Source organism: Cellulomonas humilata, assembly GCF_013359775.1.
In the GTDB taxonomy this organism is placed as follows: Bacteria; Actinomycetota; Actinomycetes; order Actinomycetales; family Cellulomonadaceae; genus Cellulomonas; species Cellulomonas humilata.
Window position 1 is genome coordinate 638,681 of record NZ_JABMCI010000070.1, and the last position, 17,961, is coordinate 656,641.

Here is a 17,961-nt window from a genome sequence, read left to right on the forward strand (position 1 = left end):
GGGAGAGCCCAGCCCCGGCCGGGTGGGCTAGCGTCAGCGCGTGCACCCCGCCCGCTCGGCCCGGCCCGGTCGATGAGCACCGCCACCGTGATCGGCGGTGGACCCGCGGGGCTGATCGCCGCCGAGGTGCTGTCCCGTGCGGGCGTGGCGGTCACGGTCTACGACCGGATGCCCTCGCCCGGCCGCAAGTTCCTCCTGGCGGGCCACGGCGGACTGAACATCACGCACTCCGAGGATCGCGTCCCGTTCCTGGCGCGCTACGGCAACGCGGCCGAGCACCTCGCGCCGATGCTCGAGGTGTTCGGATCCCAGGACCTGCGCGACTGGTGCGCCGGCCTGGGCGAACCCACGTTCGTCGGGTCGAGCGGGCGGGTGTTCCCGCGGTCGTTCCGGGCCACGCCGCTGGTCCGTGCGTGGTTGGCGCGCCTGGCCGACCTCGGCGTCCGGATCGAGCGGCGACACCGCTGGCTGGGCTGGACGGAGCAGCCCGGTGGCCTGCGGTTCACGGGGGCCGACGGGGCAGAGGTCGAGGTGACGACCGACGTGGCGATCTTCGCGCTCGGCGGGGCGTCCTGGCCGCGGCTGGGCTCCGACGGCGGCTGGCTGGGCCCGTTCACCGAGCGGGGCGTGGCGGTGACGCCGCTGCGGCCGGCGAACGTCGGGGTGCGCGTCGACTGGACCGGCACGTTCGCGGACCGGTTCGAGGGGACGCCGCTGAAGCACGTGGCGCTGACCGTCCGCGGCCACACCGCACGCCCGGCGCGCGGCGACGCGATGGTGACCCGGACCGGGCTGGAAGGCGGCCCGGTGTACGCGATCGGCGCCTCGATCCGCGACGCCCTCGACGCCGACGGGCGCTGCGTCCTCGAGGTCGACCTGCGCCCGGACGTCTCGGTCGAGCAGCTCACCGAGCGTCTGGAGGACCGCCGCCGCCCGAAGGACTCCGGCTCCACCTGGCTGCGCCGCTCGATCGGCCTCGACCCGGTCGGCATCTCGCTGCTGCGCGAGTCGAGCGGGGGACCGCTGCCGACCGACGCCGCCGCGACGGCCGCGCTGGTCAAGGCGGTGCCGGTGGTGGTGACCGCGCCGATGCCGATCGGCCGCGCGATCTCGACCGCGGGCGGGATCGCGTGGGACGAGGTCGACGAGTCGCTGATGCTCCGTCGGCTGCCGGGCACGTTCGTGGCCGGGGAGATGCTCGACTGGGAGGCACCCACCGGCGGCTACCTGCTCCAGGCGTCGTTCAGCACCGGCGTCGTCGCGGCGCAGGGGGCGGTCGCGTGGCTCTCACGACCGACCGAGCGTGAGACCGCCTAGCCCTTGCGAGCACGAGGCCGCGCGGAGCGCGTCGGGACCGCGCGTGCGAGGCCGACGAGCCGGAACACGGTGTACCCGGCAAGCGCGAGGCTGATGGCGGAGAACAGCACGACGAGGGTCACACTGGTCACGGGCCACGCGATCCACACGGTGAAGAACACGTAACCGAGCCCGAGCCAGAAGCACGAGCGGACCATCGCGAACGAGGGTGTCCAGCCCGCGAGGTAGGCCGTCATCAGGACGTCGGTGAGTCGGCTGCTGCGCACGGGCAGGAGCGACAGGGCCGTGGACGTCGCCGTCGGCTGCCCGACCGCCTCGTCGGTGTACGACGTCCCCGACAGCGGTTCGCCGGCGTAGCTGGGACGCAGTGAGCGGGCCGCGTACACGAACGAGAGCGCCGCGAGCGGCCACGCCGTGAGCGGGAACATCACGACGACCCAGCCGAAGATCGCGGCGAGCAGCGGCCCGAGCAGGACGACGACCGCGACGAGCTTGAGCGGGTTCTCCTGCAGGTCCACGATCCCCACGCTCTGCGACAGCGGCACGTCCGCGAGCCCGATCGGGTCACGGTCGGAGAGCGCGACGGGAAGGGCCGCGGCGACCGCCAGGATGACGAGCCACAGCGCCAGCCAGACCAGGCCGATGGCGAGGTAGCCGAAGGGGCGCAGGATCAGGCGCGACGTCGGGAGGTTGTCACCCGGCGCGAGCGTGCGGGCCGGTCCGCGCACGAAGGAGACGACCATCGCCCAGCCGACGCCGGCCACGATCGCGCAGACACCGATGAGGATGCCGTACATCGCCCCGCCCGCCGGGGAGTCGTCGACCTCGTACGTGCGGAACGCCACGCCCGTCGACCACAGCACCGCGAGCGCGACGAGCGCCGCCGTGAAGAGCACACCGCAGAGCGCGAAGAGGATCACGTCGTTCCGGGCGCGCAGTCGCGCTCGGAACGCGGTGCCCGCGAACGGCGCGGCGGACAGCAGGCCGGCAGCTCCGAAGAGGACCGCGAGCACGCCCGCAGCCAGCACGACCACCGACTGCGCCGTCCAGGCGCCCGGACCCGCGAGCACCCAGGCGCCGCGGTCGTCCCCGCCGAAGCTGCCGGGGAACGGTGAGCCGTGCGCGCCGAGCCAGACCAGGTAGAGCCCGCCGACGACGAGGGCGCCACGCAGTGCGATCCCGCTCGTCGACAGGGGCTCGTCGGTCGAGGTCGGTGGCCCTGCCGGTACGTGGGGGCGCTGCCGTGCTCGGTGATCGGTGGCCACGGGGACTCCTCGTGCGGGGTGGTGGGTGCAGCGGATCGCGCGCAGCAAACACGCACCTCAAGGCGCAAGGGCAGCACACCGTAACCGACCGGGACCGGCGCGGACGCACCCGACGGGCTCCCGTGGGCGTAGGTTCGCGCGGTCCCCGAACGAACCGATGAGCGCACGTCGCACCGCGGCGCGAGGCCCACTCGAGGGGTTCGGTCCTTGGAGGACTCCGTGATCCGCCGTGCCCGCCTTCTTCTCGTCCTGCTCGTCGGCCTCTCGATGACCGGGGTGACGGCCTGCGGCTCGGTCGACGCCGGGTCGGGGGCCGCCGCGGAGTTCCGGCTGTGGATGGCCGACACCGAGCACGTGGACAGCCTGGACATGCGCTCCAACAACGACCTGCCCTGGTCCGGCACCCTGTGGGCGGGGGTCGTCGTCGAGCCGGACGCCACGGTGGCGCAGATCGCCGACGTCGCGCGCCGCGCCACCAGCTTCGAGTCCCGGGCGTCGACGACGTTCACCATCGGGTACACCAGGGACGACTTCGTGGCCCGCTTCGCCGTGTTCCCCGGGGCCACGGCGGCCAACCTCGCGATGATCCAGCTCGCCGACCACGTCGGCCGGAGCACCGCGGCGACCGAGTTCACCGCCGCGGAAGCCGCCGGACGTTCCGAGGCCAGCGTGACGGTGACGGGTCCCGACGACTTCCTCGTCGTGTTCGACGAGCTCCGGACCCTGCTCGCGGCGAAGGACGTGCGGGCGGGGAACCTGCTGACGGTGCACGACGAGGACGAGACGTTCTCCATCGTCGCGGACCGCACCACGGGTGCGACCGGTCCGCGCGCCGCGTACGAGGTGGTGCTCGCCGAGTACCCCGTCACGGCGGCCCAGCTCACCGACACCACCCTCGACGTCCGGGTCGGCGTCGACGAGACCCCGGCTGTCGAGGCTCTCGCCCGACGGGCCGCCCCGACGGTGGCCACCACCGTGCAGTTCGGGAACGTCACCACGACCGGCTCGGGCGACCACACGGCCGCCGACTCCCTCCTGACCGAGCTGACCGCGGCGGGACCCGTGGTGAGCGCCGTGCTCTCCCCGGACTCGGCGCAGATCACCGTCGCCGACCTGGCCACCCTGGCTGCGATGTACGCCGCCGTCGGCGACGGCCCGCAGTACGGCGGTGTCGCGCTCACGATCCGGACGGCCGACGACCGGCTCGCGGTGTCCTCCTCCGGCGGGCGGCCGTCGGCGTACCTGCCCGTCCTCGACGCGCTCTCGGCATCGCTGTGGGGCACTCTCCTGACAGCCGCGACCGCCGACGCGAACGGGTTGGACGTCAGGACGACGGACCTCACGCTCGAGCAGGCTCACGACCTCGGCGCGGCACTGGCGGGCACGCCCGTCGGCGTCGAGATCGAGGTGCGTCCCGGGACGGGGATCGGTTTCCGCCTGGTCAGCTCCGCCGGGCTCGTGGTGCAGGACCTGGACACGTTCGGTGAGCCGACGGGGACCGAGGGGGAGCTGCTCGTGGCGTTTGCCGACGGCTGGGACGCGACGGCCTGACCAGGATTCCCGTTGTCGCCGCCTCCGCGGGTGTGCGACAGTGCCGCAGATCGACGATCCCTGGGCAGGAGGTGAGACCCGTGAACGCAGTGTCCACAGTGGTGCTCCCCTCCCTTCCACGATCGCGCGGCTGACTCAGTCGCCACCGGGAGCGCCCGCCAGCAACTCGCGAGAGGCGACTCCCATGAACACCACACCTTCCTCACCGACGGCCGCACGCGAACGCGCGTTGGTCCTCGGCGGCGGTGGATCGACGGGCAACGCGTGGCTGATCGGCGTCATCGCCGGCCTGTTCGACGCCGGCCTGGACGTGACCACCGCCGACCTGACCATCGGTACGTCGGCCGGCGCGACAGCCGCAGCCCAGCTGGCCGGCGCGAGCCCGACCGAGCTCCTCGCCGCCGTCCTTGCCACCGCACCCCCGCCGCGGACCGGTCCCGCTGGTGCCCGGCCGGTCACCGATCATCTGGAGAAGTTCAGGCGGATCATCGCCGAGGCCGACGACCAGGCAGACCTGCGCCGGAGGATGGGCGCGGCAGCCCTCGCCGCGTCGGACGACTCCTGGCCGCAGCGGTGGCGCGACATCGTCGCCGCGCGGTTGCCCACCCAGGACTGGCCGCGACGGGCGGTGCTGATCACGGCCGTCGATGCCCGGACAGGTGACCCGGTCGTCTTCGACCGCGACAGCGGGGTCGACCTGGTCGATGCCGTCGCCGCCAGCACGTCCGGCGGCGGCTCCGCCTTCAGCATCGGCGACGGCTGGTACATCGACGGCGGCTACCGGTCCAACGCCGAGAATGCCGACCTGGCGGCCGGGTACCACCGGGTGCTCGTGCTCTCGCCGCTCAGCGGCCGTTCGCTGTACCCGCCGGAGTGGGGCACGCAGCTGGCGGCGCAGGTCGACCAGCTCCGTGCCGGGGGCAGCAGGGTCGAGACGATCGTCCCGGACAGCGCCTCGGACCACCTGTTCGGCGCCAACGCGATGGATCCGTCGCTGCGTCCGGCCGCCGCTCGGGCCGGTCGTGATCAGGGCAGATCCCTGGTCGAGCGGCTCACCGAGTTCTGGCGCTGACGCCCGGCCAACTTGACGAAGGGCCCGTGAGCGGCTGCTCACGGGCCCTTCGGTGCGCGGAGGATGGGGGAATCGTCCTGGATCGGTGCGACGTCATCGCGGCGGCGGAACCGTCGCCTCAGCGGCCTGAATGCCAGGACACGCTCTGCCATGGGGGTAGTCGATCGTCCGGAAGCTCAGCGAGACGTCCTCCTGCGCGAGGATCTCCGCGCCACGGCGGACGGTGACGTGGACCGTCTCGGGCGGGCTCGTGGCTCTACCGGCCCACCGGGAGCCGTCTGATGTCCCGACCAGATCGCACCACCCATCGTCGGCTACCTGGCACCGCACATCGAGCAGCAGATCGTCGTGGTCAGTCCATGCCGGGTCGAGTGTGACCTCCACCGCAGTGGAGTACGCGATCGCCGGGCAGACGCCGTCCGGGTTCGGCACCCCGCCGTAGACCACGATCACGGCGGCCGCGATGAGGATCGACGCAGCGCCGATCAGCTCATGTCGTCGCACGATGTCCTCCGCCTCGGTGGCCCTCATGAGGAGATGTCATGGGCTGCGGTGGTCTTGCGCCCCAGGAGTACCGGGTTCCATGCCGAGTCGCCGCACGATTCGCCGCGGCAGGGCGAAGGGCCCGTTACCCACATTGCTGCAGGTGACGGGCCCTTCGGTGCGCGGAGGATGGGGGATTCGAACCCCCGAGGGCTTTCACCCAACACGCTTTCCAAGCGTGCGCCATAGGCCACTAGGCGAATCCTCCTGGCCGCAGGTGGGCTTGGCACCGAACAGCCGGTGCCGTGGACCCCTGAGGACGCCGGACAAGAGTACCCGACCGGCGCGCACCCCCGTGCACGTCGGCCGACCGTGATCAGGACCTCGACATCGCCGCGGGCTCACCCTCGACGGGCGCGCCGTCGTCGCTCGTGTGGAACGCGCCGGAGAACGTCACGGGGGAGCCGGACGACACGGTGAACGGCTCCCCGTGGTGGGAGGCTGACACCGGTCCGCCGCTCAGGACCGTGTACGTGACGAGCTCGGGCTCGACGTCCACCTGGAGCACCGAGCCGCGGATCCGCAGCGGGAAGCGCAGTCGCCGTCCGCGGGTGGGGAGCATCGGCGCGAACCGCGTGCCGCGCCACCGGTAGCCGGCGAACCCCTGCACGAGCGCCATCCAGGTGCCCCCGGCGGAGGCGACGTGCACGCCGTCGCGCAGGTTGCCGGCCGTGTCGGCGATGTCGACCGCGGCCGCGTCGACGAGGTACTCCTCGGCGGTCCGGTACTTGCCGACGCCGACGGCGGCGATCGCCTGGATGCACTCCGACAGCGACGAGTCGCCCGTGGTCAGCGGGTCGTAGTACTCGAAGATGCGGCGGCGCTCCTCGGCCGTGAACCGGTCGGGCAGCAGCACGGTGGCCAGGACGACGTCGGCCTGCTTGATGACCTGGTGCCGGTAGATGTGCAGCGGGTGGTAGTGCAGGAGCAGCGGGTACTTCTCCTCGGGGGTGCCGGCGAAGTCCCAGAGCGGCAGCTCGAGGAAGTTCTCGTCCTGCAGGTGCACGCCGGCTCGCTCGTCGTACGGCACGAAGATCCGCTCGGCGGCGCGCCGCCACCGGTCCTCCTCGTCGTCGCGCAGCCCGACCCGGTCCACCAGGCGCTGCAGGTCCGCCGGCGACTCGGCCCGCAGCCGCGCCACCGCGTCGGCTGCCGCCTGCATGTTCTGGGCCGCCATCACGTTGGTGAACAGGTTGTTGTCGACGACGGTCGAGTACTCGTCGGGTCCCGTGACCTTGTGGATCACGAACTGGCCGTCGAGCCGGTCGGAGAAGAACCCGAGGTCCACCCACATCCGGGCCGTCTCGACGAGCAGCTCGGCGCCGTGCTCGAACAGCAGCTCGGTGTCCCCTGTGACCTCGACGTACTGCTCCAGGGCATACGCGATGTCGGCGTTGATGTGGTACTGCGCGGTGCCTGCCGCGTAGTAGGCGGACGCCTCCTCGCCGTTGATGGTGCGCCACGGGAAGAGCGCGCCCGAGCACCCCACCGCGGCGGCCCGCCGTCGAGCGTCGGGGAGCATGCGCACCCGGTGCATGAGCAGGCTGCGGGCCACGTCGGGGGACGTGTGGATGAGGAACGGCAGCAGGTACGCCTCGGTGTCCCAGAAGTAGTGGCCCTCGTAGCCGGTGCCGGTCAGACCCTTCGACGGCACGCCGTGGCCCTCGCTGCGCCACGACGCCTGCAGGAGGGCGAACTGGCTGATGTGCAGCGCCTGCTGCGCGGCGCTCGCGCCCTCCCACACGACCTCGCTGCGCCCCCAGAAGTCGGCGACCTCACGCTCGTGCTCCGCGACGACGACCTTCCGCCCGGCCGCCCGCGCCTGGTGGATCGTGAGGCTCGCCCGGTCCGCCAGCTCGGCGCAGTCCCCCGAGCCGTAGTGGTAGCCCAGCCACTTCGTCAGCCCGACCGGGACGCCGACCCGCGCGTCGACCTCGACGACGACGTTCGCGCGGGTGGCGTCCAGCGAGGTCCGGACGTGGACGACGCCCGGCACGTCGACCTCGTGGTCCATGGCTGCCGCCACGGCGAGCCCGCTGCTGCGCGTCCGGTAGGTCCGGACGACGCGCATGCCGTCCACCTGCTCGACGTCGGGCTGCAGGCCGTCGTGGGCGAGCGCGCGGCTCTGGCGCGGGTCGAGCGTGGCCTCGTCGTTCGGGGCGTGGGTCACGGGGGTCACCAGCTCGGACGCGACGAGGAGCCGGCCAGGCGCATCGAGGGCCGTCACCTCGTACCGGAGGCACGCGAGGTGACGGCGGGCGAGCGACACGAGCCGTTCGCTGTGCACCCGGAACCGCCGACCGTCGCGGAGGCGGAACACGACCGTGCGGGTGAGCACTCCTCGGTGCATGTCCAGGACGCGCTCGAAGCTGTCGACCTCGGTGGTCTCGCACGTCACCGGGTCCTCGTCGACGAGCAGCCGCATCGTCGTGCCGTCCGGCACCGGCAGGATCGTCTGGCCCGTCGTCGCGAAGCCGAACGCCGTCTCGGGGTACACGATCGGCCAGGTCTCGTGGAACCCGTTGAGCAGGGTGTCCGGGGTGATCGAGGGCGTGCCCTCCTCGAACGCCCCGCGGATGCCGAGGAACCCGTTGGACAGGGCGAACAGGGTCTCCGTCTGCTCGACGAACGCCGGGTTGTACGACCGCTCGACCAGCAGCCACGGGTCGGCCGGGTAGTCGGCGGAGGCCGCGACGATGCGCCGCGCCGCCGCCATCAGGCGGTGGCGCCGAGGTCCGGAGCGGTGCACCGCGTCGTCAGGAGCAGCGAGCAGCTCGCCGAGGTCGTCCACCACCAGGTCGGCGCCGTTGGCCCGGAGCTCGGCGGTGTGGTTGTCGCGGTTGACGCCGATGACGAGGCCGAAGCCACCCGCCCGGCCGGCCGCGACGCCCGCGACGGCGTCCTCGACGACGACGGCCCGCTCCGGCGTCACGCCGACGCGGCGGGCTCCCTCCAGGAACCCGTCGGGTGCCGGCTTGCCGCGCAGCCCCAGCTCGAGGATCGTGTCGCCGTCGACCCGGGCGTCGAACAGGTTCGCGATCCCCGCCGCCTCCAGCGCCGCCGCGCAGTTGCGGCTGCTCGACACCACGGCGGTCCGCAGGCCGGCCTCCCGCAGCTCGCGCACCCACGCGACCGACCCCGGGAACGCCTCGACCCCGTTCCGGGCGATCTCGTCCTCGACGAGGATCTGCTTGCGGTTGCCCAGCCCCCACTCGGACTGCTCCTCGGGCGGCGCGTCGGGGGTGCCCGGCGGGAGCGTGATGCCGCGGGAGGCCAGGAAGTCCCGGACGCCGATCTCGCGGGGCTTGCCGTCGACGGCCGAGGCGTAGTCGGACAGCTCGTCGAACTGCGGCAGCCGGGTGCCGTGGGTCGCGTCCCACTCGGCGAGGAACTCGTCGAACATGCGCTTCCACGCCGCCGCGTGGACCGTGCGGGTGGTGGTCAGGACGCCGTCGAGGTCGAAGAGGACCGCGTCGAAGTCGCGCAGCGAGACGGGCGAGGTCATGACGATCCTCCGCGGCCGACGCCCGCCGCCGCCCGGCTGGCCATTCAGTCAGGTCGGGGCGCCGTACGACTCCGATCGTCGGGACTCCCGCGCGGCGCGTCAACCTCCAGAGCGCGTCAGAGGCTGAACCGGGCCACCTGGCGGATCTTGTTCGTCGCGTCGAGGGCCGCCACCTTGTAGGCCTCGGACAGGGTCGGGTAGTTCAGCACGGTGTCGACGAGGTAGTCGACGGTCCCGCCGCACGCCATGATCGCCTGGCCGATGTGCACGAGGTCCGTGGCGGAGGTCCCGAAGATGTGGACGCCCAGCAGCTCGCGCGTCTCGGTGTGGACGAGCAGCTTGAGCATCCCGTAGGAGTCGCCGACGATCTGCCCGCGGGCCAGCTCCCGGTAGCGCGCGACGCCGACCTCGTAGGGGACCGCCTGCGTGGTCAGCTCCTCCTCGGTGCGGCCGCAGTAGGAGATCTCCGGGATCGTGTAGATGCCGATGGGCTGCACGGACTGGAGCTCGCGGGCCGGCTCCTCGAACGCGTGGTACGCCGCCAGCCGGCCCTGGTCCATGCTCGTCGCGGCCAGCGCGGGGAACCCGATGACGTCACCGACCGCGAAGACGTGCGGGACCTCCGTGCGGTACTGCTCGTCGACCGCGATGCGCCCGCGGGAGTCTGCCGACAGGCCCGCCGCCGGCAGGTTGAGCGCGTCCGTCTGGCCCTGCCTGCCCGCCGAGTACATGACGGCGTCGGCGGCGATCCGCTTGCCCGACGCCAGCCGCGTCACCGTGCCGTGCGTGTTGCTGTCGACGCCGGCGACCTCCTCGCCGAACCGGAACGACACCGACAGGTCCCGCAGGTGGAACTTGAGCGACTCGGCCACCTCCGGGTCGCACATCTCGAGCATGGCCGGCCGCTTGTCGATGACGGTGACCCGGGTGCCCAGCGCCGCGAACATCGACGCGTACTCGATGCCGATGATCCCGGCCCCGACCACGACCATCGAGTTCGGCACCTTCTCGAGCGCGAGCACGCCGTCGGAGTCGAGGACGGTGCGCCCGTCGAACTGCACGGTGTCCGGTCGGTGCGGACGCGACCCCGTGGCGATGACGACGAACCGCGCGGTGACCTGCGTGCGGCGGATCCCGTCGTCGTCGAGCACCCCGAGCGTGTGGGCGTCGACGAACGAGCCTGTGCCGCTGAGGATGTCGATGTGGTTGCGCAGCAGCTGGGCCCGGATGACCTCGTGCTCCCGGCCGATCACGTGCTGGGTGCGCGCGAACAGGTCCTCCATCGTGATGTCGGACTTCACGCGGTAGCTGGCGCCGTACACCTCGCGCTGCGCCATGCCCGTCAGGTACATGACGGCCTCGCGCAGGGTCTTGCTCGGGATGGTCCCCGTGTTGGCGGAGACGCCGCCCATCATGTGCCGGCGCTCGATGATCGCGACCTGGTGCCCGAGCTTGGCGGCCGCGATCGCGGCCTTCTGGCCGCCCGGGCCGGTGCCGATCACGACGAGGTCGTAGTCGTAGTGCTCCGTCTCACTGGCCATGCTCGCAGTCTGCCCACAATGACGACATCGCGAGAGTCGAGCGGGTCACCGGGGTGTGAACGTGACCCCGTCGTTGGGTTAGGCTTTTCCCCGACCCCTCGTGCGGCGTCATCTCGCTGAACTCCCCCAGGGCCGGAAGGCAGCAAGGGCAGGTGAGCTCTGGCGGGTGTGCGGGGGGTCCTTCAATGCCCTCGGAGCGCCAATCGCGTGAACGTCTGGCCCACTCCCGCCTCACGCTTGAGCCGCCGGACCAGCAGGTCCAGCGCGGCCGGGTCGGCGACGAACGCGTGCAGCAGGTAGTCGTACGAGCCGGTGACGTGCACGGCGTCGATCACCTGGGGGAACCCGGCGTCCAGCGCGGCGGTGAACGCCTCGTTGGTGGTGCCGTCGGCGAGGCGCACCTCGATGAGCACCTCCAGCCCCGTGCCCGGGCGGGTCGGTGACGCGTCGGTGACGATCGTGAACCGCCGGATGGTGCGGTCCGCGACCAGCCGGCGCACGCGGGCCGCCGCGGCGTTGGCGCTGAGGCCCACGCGCGCGCCGAGCTCCCGGAACGGAAGCCGCGCATCTGCGGCCAGCTCGCGGAGAATAGCGTCGTCGACGGCGTCCATCTGAGGATCATCGCAGTCGGGCGAGCGTTTTCGCAGTATGAGGCTGACCGCCGACTGGTGCAGTGCGCAGGCTGTGGGGATGTCGTCGCCTCTCCTCCTCGGTGTGCTGGCGGGCCTGGCGGTCGCCCTGCCCGTCGGGCCTGTCGGCGTCCTCCTGCTGCGCACCGGCCTGGTCGACGGGGTCCGGGTGGCCGTCGGGGCGGCGTGCGGGATCGCGACCGTCGACCTCGCGTACGCCGTGGTGGCGGTGGCCGTCGGCACGCCCGTCAGCCGCCTGCTGGACGCGCACGCGGCGCTCGTCCGGGGGCTCGGCGCGGTGGTCCTCGTGATCGTGGGCGTGGCGGGACTGGTCGGCTCGGTCCGTGCCGCACGGAGGCCGCCGCCGGAGACCCGACCGTCCGCCGGGCCGTCGACCCTGGGCGCGTACGTGCGATTCGTCGGGCTCACCGCGATCAACCCGCTGACGGCCCTGACGTTCACGACCGTGGCCGTCGGGCTCGCCCTGGGCGTCGCGGGGACCGCGTCGGTCCTCGCGTTCGTCGTGGGTGCGGGGGTGGCGTCGCTCGCCTGGCAGCTGCTGCTGGCGGTCGGAAGCGGGGTGTTCGGGCAGCGGCTCCCGTTGCGCGCGCGGGTGGTGGTCTCGGCCGTGGGCGCGGGTGCGGTCGTCCTGGCGGGAGTCGCCCTGCTCGTCTGAGCGCCGGTCAGGCGCCCGGGCCGACGGTGGCGGTGATCCGCGCGAGCACCCGCCCGAGCAGGACGAGGTTCACGTCCGGTCCGCAGGTCACGACGAGCACGTGCAGGTCGTCGAGGGGCTGTGCGACGACGGTCGCCTCCCGGCCCCGGATGGTGAGGGTGTCGATCGCCCCCGTGGCCAGCGCGGTCCCGGCCCGGCGGGCGTAGGACACGGTCGCCGCGACGGCAGCCGCGACGGCCTCGGAGTCCTCACCGGTCGAGGTGTCGCCAGGATCGTCGAAGAACGGTCGGCCGTCGGTGCGGACGACGCTCACGCGGCGGATCCCTTCCATGTCCCGCCGCACGACCGCGGCGATCTGGAGGGCGTGCTGGCGGACGATCACGGGGGGTCCTCTTCAGGGTGCAGTGGTGCCCGCGCGGTCCGCGCGGGCACCACGGGTCAGATGGTGAGCGTGCGCTCGAGGTTCGACAGCTGGCGGCGGGCCAGTGCGAGGTTGGCGCGGCTCTTGTCCAGCACGAGGTAGAGGAACAGGCCGCTGCCGTCGGCGCCATGGAGCAGGCGGATCAGGTGGTACTGCGTGCCGAGCGTGATGAGGATGTCCTCGATGCGGTCGTCCAGGCCGAGGGAGGCCATGGTGCGCAGCTTGGCCCGGATCACCTCGGTGTTGCCCGCGGCGGCGACGTCGAGGTCGATGCCCGTCCCCTGGTGCCCGAGGGACATGCCGCTCTCGTAGTCGACGAGGGCGACGGCGGTCGCACCATCGATCTCGAGCGCAGCGGTGAGGGTCTGGTCGAGCGTCGTGCTCATGGTGGTCTGCTTCCGGTCGTCGGTCGGTGGGGGTTCGTGCGCGGGCTGCGCGGCGGGAGCTGGGCGCGGCGATCGGCAGGCGGCGACCGTACGACGTGGTTGAACGTTCATCCACAGGGCGCGTGGTCTTCGCGGTGATTCGCACGATGACTTCACCCCGCACGATCACCCGGTGCAGCGCGCCTGGCTCGGGAGTCCGGCCAGGGGACGACGGGAGTCCGCCTGTGGGGGCAGACCACCGCTCACCGGGGGAGTCCGGGGACCGATGTGGGGCACGCGCGCGGCCCGGCAGCCTGGCGGCATGAACACCGCCACGCCTCGCCTGTCCGCCCGCGGCCTCGTCAAGCGGTTCGGCTCCACCACCGCGCTCGCCGGCGTCGACGTCGACCTGCACAACGGCGAGTCGCTCGCCGTGATGGGTCCGTCCGGCTCCGGCAAGTCGACCCTCCTGCACTGCCTCGCCGGGATCCTGCCGCCGGACGCCGGAACGGTCACGCTCGACGGGCGGGAGGTCAGCCGGCTGTCCGACCGGGAGCGCTCGCTGCTGCGCCGGCGGCGCTACGGCTTCGTGTTCCAGTTCGGCCAGCTGCTGTCCGAGCTGCCCGCGATCGAGAACGTCGCGCTGCCGGCCATGCTGCTGGGCACCTCGCGGCGCGACGCGACCGAGCTCGCCGGCCGGTGGCTGGCCTCGCTCGGGCTCGCCGGGATGGAGGGTCGTCGGCCGGGGGAGCTGTCCGGCGGGCAGGCGCAGCGGGTGGCCGTCGCGCGGGCGCTGATCACCGGCCCGGCGGTCGTCTTCGCCGACGAGCCGACCGGTGCCCTGGACCAGGCGACCGGCCACGACGTCATGCGGATCCTCACGGAGACGACGAAGGCGGCGGGCGCGTCGCTGGTCGTCGTCACCCACGACAGCCAGGTGGCGGACTGGTGCGACCGGCGCATCGAGGTCCGCGACGGCCTCGTCGTCGGCGCGACCGCCGAGGTGCCGCGATGAACGCGGTCGTCGCGCTCGCCCCCAGGTTCCAGCGCGCCGGGGGTCGCGACGCGCGCGTGACCACCGGCCTGGCGGTCACCGCGTTCGCCGTCACCACCGGCCTGACCCTGAGCGTCGTCGGCGGCCTGCTGGGGTTCGCGTCCCGTGCGGAGCTGCCGGTCCCCGAGGGGCAGGGCGACGACCGTAGCGTCTACGTGATCCTCGCCTGGATCGCCGTCGTCCTCCTCGTGGTCCCGCTGATGACGCTGGCCGGAGCCGCCGCACGCCTGGGGGTCGCTCGTCGCGACGCCCGCCTGGCCACCCTGCGGCTCCTCGGCGCGACGCCCCGCGAGGTGGTCGGCCTGACGATCACGGAGACGGCCTGGCAGGGGCTCGTCGGCGCGGTCCTCGGCATCCTGCTCTACGCCGCGCTGCTCCCCGTGTGCGCGCTGCTGCCGTTCCAGGGCACCACGTTCAGCGTCGCCGAGCTGTGGGTCGGGTGGGAGGGTTTCGCGATCGCGCTGGTGGGGGTGCCGGTCCTGGCCGCGCTGTCGGGGGCCTTCTCGCTGCGCCGCGTGAGCGTGTCGCCGTTGGGGGTCGCTCGGCGGGAGACGCCCAAGAAGATGACCTGGCTGCGCGCCGTCGTCGCCGTCGTCGGGATCGGCGTGTTCATGGTCGTCAGCTCTGTCGCCGGTGCCTTCGGTGCGGCGGCCGCGGCCGCGCTCATCGCGGCGTTGGCCGTCGGCTTCGCCACCCTGAACGCCGTCGGCCCCTGGGCGCTCGGCCTCGTCGGCAAGGTGCAGCTGCGTCGCGCGACCACGCCCGCCCGGCTGCTCGCCGCGCGTCGGCTGCTCGACGACCCGAAGGGTGCGTGGCGCGTGGTCGGCGGTCTCGGGCTCGCCGGGTTCGTGGCCGGGGCGCTCGCGGTCCTGCCGTCCATCACCGCGATCGACACCTCGCAGGACCCGCAGGGCGCGGTCCTCATGGATGACCTGGTGACCGGCGGGATGGTGACGCTCGTCGTCGCCTTCCTGCTCGCCGCCGTGTCCGCGGGGATCGCGCAGGCCGCATCCGTGCTCGACCGACGCCGGGAGATCGCGCTGCAGAACCTCGCCGGCACCCCCGTCGAGCTGCACGACTCCGTCCGTCGGCGCACCGTGCTGGTGCCGCTGCTGTTCGTCGCCGTGGGGTCGGCGCTGACCGCGCTCGTCATGTTCTTCCCGCTGCTCGGCCTGGCCGCCGTGGCGTCGCCGCAGGGACCCTTGATGCTCGTCGGGTTCCTGGTCGGTGGGTGTGCGCTGGTCTACGCGGCGACCGAGACGTCGCGGCCGCTGCTCCGGTCCGTGCTGGCGGACACGGTGGTGCGGGCGGACTGATGCACCCGTCGTCCCGGTCCGGAGGTATCTGGTCGCGCCGGACGCGGTCCTCGTCGATATGACGCAGACGACGAGCTCCGAGGTAGGTGCCCGGTTGCGTGCGCGCGTGCGCGGCACCGTGTGGCAGCAGGGCGACGACGGGTACGACGACGCCCGGAGGGTGTGGAACGGTGCCGTCGACAGGCGCCCGGCGGCGGTCGTCCGGTGCGTCGACGCGGAGGACGTGCGGGCGGCGCTGCTCGTCGCACGTGACAGCGACGTCCCGCTCTCGGTGCGCGGCGGCGGGCACGACTGGGCCGGCCGGGCGTCGAGCGACGGCGGTGTCGTCCTCGACCTGTCCGCGCTGCGCGGCGTCGAGGTCGACCCGGTCGCGCGGGTGGCCGTGGCACAGGGCGGTGCGCTGGTCGCGGACGTCGTGGACCCGGCGGCGACGCACGGCCTCGGCACCGCGACGGCGGTCGTGCGGACGGTCGGCATGGCCGGGATGACCCTCGCCGGCGGGTACGGCGGGCTCGTCGGCCGGTTCGGGCTGGCGCTCGACAACCTGCTCTCGGCCGACGTCCTGCTCGCCGACGGGACCCGCGTGCTCGCCGGGCCTGACGGGGACCCCGAGCTGCTCTGGGCCCTGCGTGGCGGCGGCGGGAACTTCGGGATCGTGACGGGGGCCCGCTACCGGTTGCACCCTCTGGGCCCGGTGCTGGGTGGCATGGTCCTGTACCCCCACGAGCAGGCGCTCCCGGTCCTGCGCGGCTACCGCGACGTGATCGCCACGGCCCCCGACGAGCTCACGGTGATGGCCGGCTTCGTCGCCGGACCGACCGGCGCGCCCGCGGTGTTCGTCGCCCCGACGTGGAGCGGCGACCTCGACGCCGGTGAGGCCGCGGTGGCACCACTCCTGCGGCTCGGCACGCAGGTCGGCGGGGGCGTCGGCCCGCTGCCCTACCCCGAGCTGATCCGGATGTTCGAGGCCGGCGCCCGGCCCGGCCAGCACTACGCGCTCGGCACCCGCTGGCTCCCGACCCTCACCGACGACGCGATCGAGGTGCTCGCGGAGGCCGCGCTGAGCTCGCCGTCACCGTCGTCGCTGCTGGCCCTGCACCACTTCCACGGTGCCGCCACCCGCGTCGCCCCGGGCGCGACCGCGTTCGCGCTGCGTCGGGAGCACCTGCTGGCGGAGGTGATCGCCGCGTGGCAGCCCGGCGCTCCGGCCGAGCCGCACCGGGCGTGGGTCCAGCGCGTCGCGGACGCCCTGGCGCCGGGTGCCCTGCCCGGCGGGTACCCGAACATCCTCGGGCCGCGCGACTCGGCACGGGTGCGGCTCGGCTTCGGGGCGAACGCCGACCGGCTGCTCGCCGCCAAGCGCCGCTACGACCCGGACGGCGTGCTCACGGCGATCGCGGCGATCGACACCTGACGGCTCCGCGTGTCGGCGCGGGCGTCTAGGGTTCGTGGCGTGACGACAGCCCTGTACCGGCGCTACCGGCCCGAGAACTTCGCCGAGGTGATCGGTCAGGACCATGTCACCGCGCCCCTGCGGCAGGCGCTGCGCAGCGGTCAGGTCAACCACGCGTACCTCTTCTCCGGCCCCCGCGGCTGCGGCAAGACGACGTCCGCCCGGATCCTCGCCCGCATCCTCAACTGCGCGCAGAACACCGAGGAGAACCCCACCGACACCCCCTGCGGCGTGTGCCCCTCGTGCGTCGAGCTGGCGCGTGGCGGACCCGGCAGCCTGGATGTGGTGGAGATCGACGCGGCCAGCCACGGCGGTGTCGACGACGCCCGTGAGCTGCGGGAGCGTGCCACGTTCGCACCCGCGCGGGACCGCTACAAGGTGTTCATCCTCGACGAGGCGCACATGGTCTCGAACCAGGGCTTCAACGCGCTGCTCAAGATCGTCGAGGAGCCGCCGCCGCACATCAAGTTCATCTTCGCGACGACCGAGCCGGACAAGGTCATCGGCACCATCCGGTCGCGCACCCACCACTACCCGTTCCGCCTGGTCCCGCCGGACGTGCTGGTGCCCTACCTCCAGCAGCTCTGCGACAGCGAGCGCGTGCCGGTGGCCTCCGGCGTGCTGCCGCTCGTCGTGCGCGCGGGCGGCGGCTCCGTGCGGGACACGCTCTCCGTGCTCGACCAGCTGATCGCCGGCTCCGGGGGTGGCGAGGTCGGGTACGAGGGCGCCGCCGCGTTGCTCGGGTACACGCAGGCGTCGCTGCTCGACGACCTGGTCGAGGCGGTCGCGGCGCGCGACGGCGCCTCGGCGTTCCGCGTGGTGGAGCGCGTCATCTCCACCGGCCACGAGCCGCGGCGCTTCGTCGAGGACCTCCTCGAGCGCCTGCGGGACCTCATCGTCATCGCGGCCTCGGGGGACGCCGCCGACGCGGCCCTGCGCGACGTCCCGACCGACCAGCTCGACCGCATGCGGCTCCAGGCCCGTCACCTGGGCGCCTCGGAGCTGTCCCGGTCGGCCGACCTCTGCAACGCCGCCCTGACCGAGATGACCGGCGCCACGTCCCCTCGCCTGCACCTCGAGCTGCTCATGGCACGTCTGCTGCTGCCCGCCGCGGAGGACACCCGCTCGAGCCTCGGAGCCCGCCTCGACCGGTTGGAGCGCGGCCTGCCCGCCGACGGCGCCGCCGCGGTGCGCGTACCGGTCGCCGGCCCACCGGCTGCTCCCGCCGCGGTGCCCGCCCCGCAGCCTCCGGC

The 17,961-nt window shown here is 73.2% G+C and carries 15 protein-coding genes, 1 tRNA gene and 1 other RNA gene; 9 read left to right on the top strand and 8 right to left on the bottom strand.

All coding sequences use genetic code 11. The features are described 5' to 3' along the window. The first annotated feature begins 72 nt into the window (after window positions 1-72). Window positions 73-1,317 (top strand): BaiN/RdsA family NAD(P)/FAD-dependent oxidoreductase, encoded by a 1,245-nt coding sequence (locus HP550_RS20210; protein WP_175349430.1) that lies wholly within the window; start codon window positions 73-75, stop codon window positions 1,315-1,317. Here HP550_RS20210 and HP550_RS20215 read toward each other — a convergent pair. Next, window positions 1,314-2,582: a hypothetical protein gene (locus HP550_RS20215; RefSeq protein WP_175349431.1), complete on the bottom strand. Its 1,269-nt coding sequence runs from the start codon at window positions 2,580-2,582 to the stop codon at window positions 1,314-1,316. The two genes, HP550_RS20210 and HP550_RS20215, sit on opposite strands and share 4 nt — an antisense overlap. Window positions 2,583-2,801: 219 nt before the next feature. Here HP550_RS20215 and HP550_RS20220 point away from each other — a divergent pair, with 219 nt between their 5' ends. Continuing rightward, window positions 2,802-4,133 carry a hypothetical protein gene (locus HP550_RS20220; protein WP_175349432.1) on the top strand — a complete coding sequence of 444 codons (1,332 nt, stop codon included), beginning with the start codon at window positions 2,802-2,804 and terminating at the stop codon, window positions 4,131-4,133. 184 nt (window positions 4,134-4,317) lie between these two features. After that, window positions 4,318-5,205, top strand: a complete 888-nt coding sequence (locus HP550_RS20225; protein ID WP_175349433.1) for a patatin-like phospholipase family protein — start codon at window positions 4,318-4,320, stop codon at window positions 5,203-5,205. A gap of 93 nt (window positions 5,206-5,298) precedes the next feature. Here HP550_RS20225 and HP550_RS20230 read toward each other — a convergent pair whose 3' ends face one another. The 4 genes from HP550_RS20230 to sthA all read right to left on the bottom strand — a co-directional run bounded on the left by HP550_RS20230 (window position 5,299) and on the right by sthA (window position 10,794). Next, on the bottom strand, window positions 5,299-5,736 hold the full coding sequence (locus HP550_RS20230) for a hypothetical protein (RefSeq protein WP_175349434.1): 438 nt from the start codon (window positions 5,734-5,736) through the stop codon (window positions 5,299-5,301). Between the two features lie 135 nt (window positions 5,737-5,871). Then, window positions 5,872-5,956 (bottom strand) — tRNA-Ser (locus HP550_RS20235). 108 nt (window positions 5,957-6,064) lie between these two features. Beyond that, window positions 6,065-9,253 (bottom strand): beta-phosphoglucomutase family hydrolase, encoded by a 3,189-nt coding sequence (locus tag HP550_RS20240; protein WP_175349435.1) that lies wholly within the window; start codon window positions 9,251-9,253, stop codon window positions 6,065-6,067. Between the two features lie 116 nt (window positions 9,254-9,369). Beyond that, a complete protein-coding gene (sthA, locus tag HP550_RS20245) occupies window positions 9,370-10,794 on the bottom strand; it encodes a Si-specific NAD(P)(+) transhydrogenase (protein ID WP_175349436.1) in 1,425 nt (474 codons plus the stop codon). A gap of 89 nt (window positions 10,795-10,883) precedes the next feature. On the opposite strand from sthA, the gene ffs reads away from it, so the two are divergent. Next, window positions 10,884-10,980: signal recognition particle sRNA small type (ffs, locus tag HP550_RS20250), an RNA gene on the top strand. Here the strand turns inward: ffs and HP550_RS20255 are convergent. Further along, window positions 10,977-11,405, bottom strand: a complete 429-nt coding sequence (locus HP550_RS20255) for an Lrp/AsnC family transcriptional regulator (RefSeq protein ID WP_175349437.1) — start codon at window positions 11,403-11,405, stop codon at window positions 10,977-10,979. The two genes, ffs and HP550_RS20255, sit on opposite strands and share 4 nt — an antisense overlap. 79 nt (window positions 11,406-11,484) lie before the next feature. Here HP550_RS20255 and HP550_RS20260 point away from each other — a divergent pair, with 79 nt between their 5' ends. Further along, window positions 11,485-12,099: a LysE family transporter gene (locus HP550_RS20260; RefSeq protein ID WP_175349438.1), complete on the top strand. Its 615-nt coding sequence runs from the start codon at window positions 11,485-11,487 to the stop codon at window positions 12,097-12,099. A 7-nt stretch (window positions 12,100-12,106) separates the two neighbouring features. On the opposite strand, the gene HP550_RS20265 is transcribed toward HP550_RS20260, so the two are convergent. Beyond that, window positions 12,107-12,481: a roadblock/LC7 domain-containing protein gene (locus tag HP550_RS20265; RefSeq protein WP_175349439.1), complete on the bottom strand. Its 375-nt coding sequence runs from the start codon at window positions 12,479-12,481 to the stop codon at window positions 12,107-12,109. A 56-nt stretch (window positions 12,482-12,537) separates the two neighbouring features. After that, complete coding sequence (locus tag HP550_RS20270; RefSeq protein WP_175349440.1) at window positions 12,538-12,906, bottom strand: hypothetical protein; 369 nt, start codon at window positions 12,904-12,906, stop codon at window positions 12,538-12,540. A gap of 301 nt (window positions 12,907-13,207) precedes the next feature. On the opposite strand from HP550_RS20270, the gene HP550_RS20275 reads away from it, so the two are divergent. The 4 genes from HP550_RS20275 to HP550_RS20290 all read left to right on the top strand — a co-directional run. Beyond that, window positions 13,208-13,900, top strand: a complete 693-nt coding sequence (locus tag HP550_RS20275) for an ABC transporter ATP-binding protein (RefSeq protein WP_175349441.1) — start codon at window positions 13,208-13,210, stop codon at window positions 13,898-13,900. Further along, window positions 13,897-15,255, top strand: a complete 1,359-nt coding sequence (locus tag HP550_RS20280) for an FtsX-like permease family protein (RefSeq protein ID WP_175349442.1) — start codon at window positions 13,897-13,899, stop codon at window positions 15,253-15,255. Before HP550_RS20275 ends, HP550_RS20280 begins: the two co-directional genes overlap by 4 nt. A 106-nt stretch (window positions 15,256-15,361) precedes the next feature. Then, window positions 15,362-16,669 (top strand): FAD-binding oxidoreductase, encoded by a 1,308-nt coding sequence (locus HP550_RS20285; RefSeq protein ID WP_210768282.1) that lies wholly within the window; start codon window positions 15,362-15,364, stop codon window positions 16,667-16,669. A gap of 39 nt (window positions 16,670-16,708) precedes the next feature. After that, window positions 16,709-17,961 (top strand): DNA polymerase III subunit gamma and tau (locus HP550_RS20290; protein WP_175349444.1); only part of this gene is annotated, 1,253 nt, incomplete at its 3' end.

What these genes read in the sequence shown, in the direction of transcription:
- HP550_RS20210 (WP_175349430.1), top strand. Translation starts at nt 73, where the DNA reads ATGAGCACCGCCACCGTGATCGGCGGTGGACCCGCGGGGCTGATCGCC.
- HP550_RS20225 (WP_175349433.1), top strand. Translation starts at nt 4,318, where the DNA reads ATGAACACCACACCTTCCTCACCGACGGCCGCACGCGAACGCGCGTTG.
- HP550_RS20230 (WP_175349434.1), bottom strand. Translation starts at nt 5,736, where the DNA reads ATGAGGGCCACCGAGGCGGAGGACATCGTGCGACGACATGAGCTGATC.
- HP550_RS20240 (WP_175349435.1), bottom strand. Translation starts at nt 9,253, where the DNA reads ATGACCTCGCCCGTCTCGCTGCGCGACTTCGACGCGGTCCTCTTCGAC.
- sthA (WP_175349436.1), bottom strand. Translation starts at nt 10,794, where the DNA reads ATGGCCAGTGAGACGGAGCACTACGACTACGACCTCGTCGTGATCGGC.
- HP550_RS20255 (WP_175349437.1), bottom strand. Translation starts at nt 11,405, where the DNA reads ATGGACGCCGTCGACGACGCTATTCTCCGCGAGCTGGCCGCAGATGCG.
- HP550_RS20260 (WP_175349438.1), top strand. Translation starts at nt 11,485, where the DNA reads ATGTCGTCGCCTCTCCTCCTCGGTGTGCTGGCGGGCCTGGCGGTCGCC.
- HP550_RS20270 (WP_175349440.1), bottom strand. Translation starts at nt 12,906, where the DNA reads ATGAGCACGACGCTCGACCAGACCCTCACCGCTGCGCTCGAGATCGAT.
- HP550_RS20275 (WP_175349441.1), top strand. Translation starts at nt 13,208, where the DNA reads ATGAACACCGCCACGCCTCGCCTGTCCGCCCGCGGCCTCGTCAAGCGG.
- HP550_RS20280 (WP_175349442.1), top strand. Translation starts at nt 13,897, where the DNA reads ATGAACGCGGTCGTCGCGCTCGCCCCCAGGTTCCAGCGCGCCGGGGGT.